The following is a 5,839-nucleotide window of genomic DNA, read 5'->3' as shown; positions in this document are numbered from 1 at the left end:
GGCGGGCGCGGCGGGAGCCGTGCTCGGGGTGCCCGCCGGGGCCGGCTGCGGCTGGGCCTGCTTGCCGACCTGCGGCGCGGCCACATTCAGCACCGGGCGCACATACAGCTTGGCGGTGGTGGCGAGCGACTTCGCCTGCGCGCCATCCTCGCCCGGGACCGTGATCACCAGGTTGTCACCCTCGATGACGACCTCGGAGCCGGCGACGCCGAGTCCGTTGACGCGCTTCTCGATGATGTCCTGGGCCTTCTTCAGGCTGTCCTGGCTCGGCTTGCCGCCGTCCGGGGTGCGGGCCGTCAAGGTGACCCGGGTGCCGCCCTGCAGATCGATGCCGAGCTTCGGGGTGTGGTGCTTGTCGCCGGTGAAGAAGATCAGGCCGAACATCAAAGCCACCAGCGCGGCGTAGACGCCGAGCAAGCGCAGTGGATGCGCCGTTCCCTGAGAAGGTGGCACAGTACTTATCTCCTAGGCGGGATCGGGTTGGAACGTGCGGGTACACACCGCAGCGCCACCGGCCGCCGGTCTCCCGGAGCGGCCGATGGCGCTGGATGTGTTCAGTCCTTGGTCAGCCGCGGCGCGTCGTCGGCGGCTTCGGCGGCGGAGTCCGTGGCGGCGGTGTCCTCGGCCGCGGGGGCGGCGGTGTCCTCGGCCGCGGGGGCGGCGGTGTCGTCGTCGGTGGCCGTGTCGTCGGCCTCGTCCTCGTTGCGCACCTCGAGCACCGACTTGCGCAGCCAGGTGGTGACGACCTCTTCGGCGATCTCCAGATCGACGGTGGAGTCATCGAGCTCGACCACGGTGCCGAACAGACCCGACGTGGTGACCACCCGGTCGCCGACCTTCAGGGCGTCCTGCATGTCGGTCACCTTCGCCATCTCCCGCTTCTGGCGGCGTACGCCGAGGAACATCGGGATGAGCAGGGCAACCAGCAGCAGTGGCAGCAGAAGATCCATCGTCGAAGTCAGCTCCTGGTCAGTGGTCGGGCGGTTGTTTTCCAGACAGTCTGCCAGTAATCCCTGAGAGAACGCGCGGCGGCGCACGATTTTGCCCTCCGCTTCGCTACGGGCTGATTCGCGGCGCTGGAGGTCTCGTTCTTCCCTCCCTCCGCTGCTCCGCTTCGCTCCATCGCTCCACTCAGTCCAGAACGAGACGCGCCGCGAATCCGCGAGCGCTGCTCACATCAGGCCGGATGCGTCCCGTAGCTGTAGTCGTCCAGCGGGAAGCTGGACGCCTCGCGGTGCGCGTTCAGGGTGCTTGTCGGGCGCAGCAGGGCGGCCTCGCCGTGCTGGTTGAAGTAGTAGCTGCGCGCGGTGGAGCACTGGCCGCCGTAGAAGACCGAGGAGTCGAGCTTGTCGGTGACGCGGTCCAGGAATTCGGCGTTGGCCCGCGCGGTGACCTCGAAGACCTGCTCGCCGCGGCGGAACATCTCACCGAACAGGCGCGTCATGTGCTTCATCTGCGCCTCGATGGTGGTGAAGTAGGACAGGCCGCTGTAGGAGTAGGGGCTGTTGAGGCTGACGAAGTTGGGGAACTTCGGCACGGTGATGCCCTCGTAGGCCTGGAAACGGTTGTCGCGCCAGAACTTTCCGAGGTTCACCCCGTCGCGGCCGATGATCTCGATGGCCGGGAAGTTGACGTCCCACAGGTTGAAGCCGGTGGCCAGGATGAGGGTGTCGACCTCGGTCTTGTGACCGTCGGCGGTGACGATGCCGTCGGGCTCGATGCGCTCGATGGAATTGGTCTCGAGGCGCACGTGCGGCTCGTTGAAGGTCTTGAAGTACAGATTCGAGAAGGTGGGCCGCTTGCAGCCGAAATCGTAGTCGGGCGTGAGCTGCTCGCGGGTCCGCTTGTCGCGCACCTGGGTGCGCAGGTGGGCCTTGGCGAGTAGTCCCGCGGCCTTGTTGAGCGGCTTGGCCTGCTTGAAGTGCAGCACGCCGACCACCATGAGCGCCTCCAGCATGGAGGTGTTGATCAGGCGGGCGGCCTTCTGGGTGGCCGGAACTCGCGCGAACAGCTTCTGCACCGACGGCGGGATGGGCGCGTCGACCTTGGGCACCACCCAGATCGGGGTGCGCTGGAAGACGGTGAGCGCTCGCGCCTTCTTGGCGACCTCGGGGATCAACTGCACGGCGGTGGCGCCGGTACCGATGATGGCGGCCTTGGTGCCGGTGAGGTCGAAGCCGTCCTCCCACGCGGTGGTGTGGATGATCTTGCCCTCGAACGTGTCGATGCCCGGGAACGGCGGGGTGTAGGGCTGCGACAGGAAGCCGGTGGCCGCCATCAGGTAACGCGCGGTGAGGGATTCACCGTTCTCGACCGATACCACCCAGTGCTGCCGCTCGGCGTCCCAGCGCGCGCCGCCCACGGTGGTGCCGAAGCGCATCCGGCGGCGCAGGTCGTATTTGTCGGCGACGTGTTCGGCGTACTTCTTGAGCTCCGAACCCGGTGCGAACAGCCGCGACCAGTACGGGTTGGGTTCGAAGGAGTACGAGTAGGTGACCGAGGCGATGTCCACCGCCAGGCCCGGATAGTGATTCACGTGCCAGGTGCCGCCCAGGTCGTCCTCGCGCTCGAGGATGAGGAAATTGCCCAGGCCGAGCCGGTCGAGCTCGATGCCCGCACCCATGCCGCCGAATCCCGCCCCGACCACGATGGCGTCGTACTGAGGTGCCACGCCGAACCTCCCGCTGAGCTGTGCGTACTACGAAAACTGATTCATCTGTCACGGAATGACATCTCATTCCGTTTGTGATCACCGTATCATCGGCCTGGTGACGAAGCCATCCTCGAGAATCGAACGACGCAAGGCCGAACTCCGCCGGGAGATCATCGACACCGCGTTCGCGTGTTTCGCCGAGAAGGGCTACCACGCGACCGGCATCGCCGACATCGCCGCCGAGCTCGGTATCGGCCACGGCACCTTCTACCGGTATTTCGAGAACAAGCGCGACATCATCGACCACGTCATCGACGACCTGGCCGCGCGGATCATCGAATCGCTGGGCACCGACAACGCCCCCGACGCCGCCGACAGTCTCGAGGAGTACCGGGCGCAGGTGGACCGGATCGGCGACGCGCTCAACCGGATCTTCCTCGAGGACCGGCGGGTGGCGCAGCTGCTGCTGTTCCAGGCCACCGGGATCGACGCCGAATTGACCGAGCGGCTCTACGGCCTGCTCGACACCGCCGACGCCTTGACCGCCGGCTATCTCGAGCACGGCGTCGAACGCGGTTATCTGCGTGCGGATCTCGACACCGTGAACACCGCGCGCGCGGTCACCGGCATGCTGCTGGCCGCCATCCTGCACGGGATTCGCACACCCGACGAGCGGGCCGTGGACGATCTCAGCCACGCCATCCGAGGGCTGCTCATCGACGGCGTGCGCAAGCACTGATCCCTCGATCCGGAAGGCGTGGATACCCGTGCACAAACAGACCCGTATGTCCGGTGCGGCCGGATCCGCAAGGGGCGGAAGTAATTCGGACACCGAGCGCTTGGCACAATGGCGCGGGTGACCCCCGAGGACGTCCGCCGCCGCCGGTTCGGCCCCGCACCGCACGGGCCGCACGGCTACCACCCCGCCCAGGTGGACGCCTTCTGCGCGCGCATCGCCGACACCATGGCCGGCCACGACCAGCTCACCGTCGCCGATATCCGGCTCGTCGAATTCGACGGTCCCCCACCCGGGCACCGCGGCTACGACATCGAACAGGTCGACGACTTCCTCGATCGCCTGTGCACCGAACTGGAGTACCTACGCCTGGGCCACGGCCACCGCCCCGTGACCCGCACCCACGACCAGCTCACCCCCGAGGATGTGCTGCACATCCAATTCTCCACTCCCCCTTACGAGTTCCGCGGCTACCGCGCCGAAGAGGTGGGAGCGTTCCTGGTCCGGCTGGCCGCCACCCTCGCCCATCACGGCCCGAACGGCCTCACCGCCGAGGAGGTCCGGACCACCACTTTCCACCTCGCTCCCGCCGGCGCTCCCGCCTACCACCTCGAGGAGGTCGACGCCTTCCTCGATCTCGTGGTCCAGCAGCTCGAAGCGGCCCGCGCGGAACCGCCCCAGCCGCACGCGCATTCCTGATCACGGTGGTGCGCGCCACCGCGGCCGAGCGGCGCAGGCGTCCGAACTCCGGTGCCCCGCACCGGCCGTCGACCGCTATCCGCGCATCGCCGGCTCGGCGGCCGCGGTGCTGATCGGCGGTCGCCGGTGCGCCCAGGGCGCGACGGCCTCGATGGCGGCGGCCAGCCGCAGGACCGTCTCATCGGCGAGGTGGCGGCCGATGATCTGCAGCCCCACCGGCAGTCCGGTGCCGGTCCAGCCCGCGGGAATGCTGACGGCGGGCTGGCCGGTGAGGTTGGCCGGATAGTTGAAGCCGATCCAGGCGGAGTCGGAAACCGGTGTGCCGTCGATGGTTCCGGGGCCGTGCAGGCCGACCGGGAAGGCCGGGACGGCGGTGGTGGGGGTGATCAGGACATCGTGGTCGCGCATGAGCCGGGCCATCGCGTTGACCAGCGCCTTGCGCGCGATATTGGCGTCGGTGAGATCCTGTGCCGTCCACGGCCCGCGCAGCCAGGCGACCAGATGCGGGGACATCCGGTCGGCGTGTCTATCGGCCATGGCCCGCATGCCGCTCAGATCGGTCTCGGCCATGATGAGGGCGTAGAAGGCGGCGGCCGGGTCGGACCAACCCGGTCGCACCGGTTCGACGCGGCAGCCGAGCTGTCCGGCCACGACCTCGTGCACGGCCCGCTCCACCACCGCGCGTACCGCGGGATCGACGGGCAGATAGCCGAAGTCGGCGCTGAATCCGACCCGCAGCCCGGCCACCGTGTCCGGGCGTGCGCCGCCGTCACGTGCCGCGGCGATCCAGTCCACGTCGCCGCACGGAATCGAATGGCGGTCGCGTGGGTCGGGGCCCGCGAGCACCGACAGCAGCAGGGCGGCGTCGGCGACGGTCCGGGTGAGCGGGCCGATGTGCTCGATACTCTCCCAACCGGATACGCCGGGCAGCCGTGCGTCCCGGCAGCCCGGGTAGACGGGCACCCGGCCCATCGAGGGTTTCACACCGACCAGCCCGCACAGGGCGGCGGGCGCGCGCACCGAGCAGCCGCCGTCACTGCCCAATGCCGCGGGCCCGAGCCCGGCCGCGACGGCGGCGGCCGATCCGGCACTGGAACCGCCCGGGCTGAGCGCGGTGTCCCAGGGATTGCGGGTGGCCGGGAACAGCGGATTGAGTCCGGTGGCGCTGTAGCCGAATTCGGAGGTATTGGTCTTGCCCAGGCAGATCGCGCCAGCCGCCAGCACCCGCTCGACGACGATGTCGTCCTCGTCGGGAACGTGATCGCGATACACCCATGACCCGGACGTGGTGCGAATCCCCTTGGTGGACAGCAAGTCCTTGATACCGAGGGGGACACCCGCGAGCGGTCCCGGATCCCGGCCGCGTGCGAGATCGTCCGCCACCCGCCGGGCCTGCCGCCGGGCCGGCTCGGGCGTGGGGGTGCAGAAGGCGTGCAGGAGCGGATCCACCTCCCCCATGCGGTCCAGCACCGCGTCGGTGAGCTCCAGTGGCGACAGCTCCCGCGACCGTATCCGCGCCACGAGTTCGGTGGCCGGGAGGAAGCACAGTTCGTCCCGTTCGGCGGAATTCACCGCGCCCGCCTCAGGCCGCGACGGAGGAGGAGGCGACCGTGGGCAGCGGTTCGGTGGCGGGCCGCAGCGCGGCGGCCGCGGCCTGCACCACGGCGGCGGTGACGAACCCGATCACCGCGTCCACCGAACCGGGCAGATGTTCGTGCGCCAGCCACGCGGCCATCGCCCCGACGCCCCAC

At 69.1% G+C, this 5,839-nt stretch carries 5 protein-coding genes and 1 pseudogene; 2 read left to right on the top strand and 4 right to left on the bottom strand.

Features of this window, described 5'->3' with window-relative positions:
• From ACWELJ_RS32880 to ACWELJ_RS32870, 3 genes and pseudogenes are all read right to left on the bottom strand, one after another.
• A pseudogene (locus tag ACWELJ_RS32880) lies at positions 1-453 on the bottom strand (protein translocase subunit SecD); the annotation flags it as partial.
• 101 nt (positions 454-554) lie between these two features.
• Positions 555-950 carry a preprotein translocase subunit YajC gene (gene yajC / locus ACWELJ_RS32875; RefSeq protein WP_452369974.1) on the bottom strand — a complete coding sequence of 132 codons (396 nt, stop codon included), beginning with the start codon at positions 948-950 and terminating at the stop codon, positions 555-557.
• Between the two features lie 227 nt (positions 951-1,177).
• Positions 1,178-2,671 carry a flavin-containing monooxygenase gene (locus ACWELJ_RS32870; protein WP_452369973.1) on the bottom strand — a complete coding sequence of 498 codons (1,494 nt, stop codon included), beginning with the start codon at positions 2,669-2,671 and terminating at the stop codon, positions 1,178-1,180.
• Between the two features lie 55 nt (positions 2,672-2,726).
• On the opposite strand from ACWELJ_RS32870, the gene ACWELJ_RS32865 reads away from it, so the two are divergent.
• Together ACWELJ_RS32865 and ACWELJ_RS32860 are read left to right on the top strand one after the other, a co-directional pair.
• Positions 2,727-3,392 carry a TetR/AcrR family transcriptional regulator gene (locus ACWELJ_RS32865; RefSeq protein WP_452369972.1) on the top strand — a complete coding sequence of 222 codons (666 nt, stop codon included), beginning with the start codon at positions 2,727-2,729 and terminating at the stop codon, positions 3,390-3,392.
• A gap of 108 nt (positions 3,393-3,500) precedes the next feature.
• On the top strand, positions 3,501-4,088 hold the full coding sequence (locus tag ACWELJ_RS32860; protein WP_452369971.1) for a DivIVA domain-containing protein: 588 nt from the start codon (positions 3,501-3,503) through the stop codon (positions 4,086-4,088).
• A gap of 75 nt (positions 4,089-4,163) precedes the next feature.
• Here ACWELJ_RS32860 and ACWELJ_RS32855 read toward each other — a convergent pair whose 3' ends face one another.
• Entirely contained in the window at positions 4,164-5,660 is a 1,497-nt protein-coding gene (locus tag ACWELJ_RS32855) for an amidase (RefSeq protein ID WP_452369970.1), read from the bottom strand.
• Positions 5,661-5,839: the final 179 nt, after the last annotated feature.

The organism is Nocardia sp. NPDC004582 (assembly GCF_053602115.1).
This window is presented reverse-complemented; position numbering and strand designations above follow the sequence as displayed.

Bases quoted from the DNA above. Each gene is read 5' to 3' on its own strand.
- ACWELJ_RS32860 (WP_452369971.1), top strand. From the start codon at position 3,501: ATGGCGCGGGTGACCCCCGAGGACGTCCGCCGCCGCCGGTTCGGCCCC.
- ACWELJ_RS32865 (WP_452369972.1), top strand. From the start codon at position 2,727: ATGACATCTCATTCCGTTTGTGATCACCGTATCATCGGCCTGGTGACG.
- yajC (WP_452369974.1), bottom strand. From the start codon at position 950: ATGGATCTTCTGCTGCCACTGCTGCTGGTTGCCCTGCTCATCCCGATG.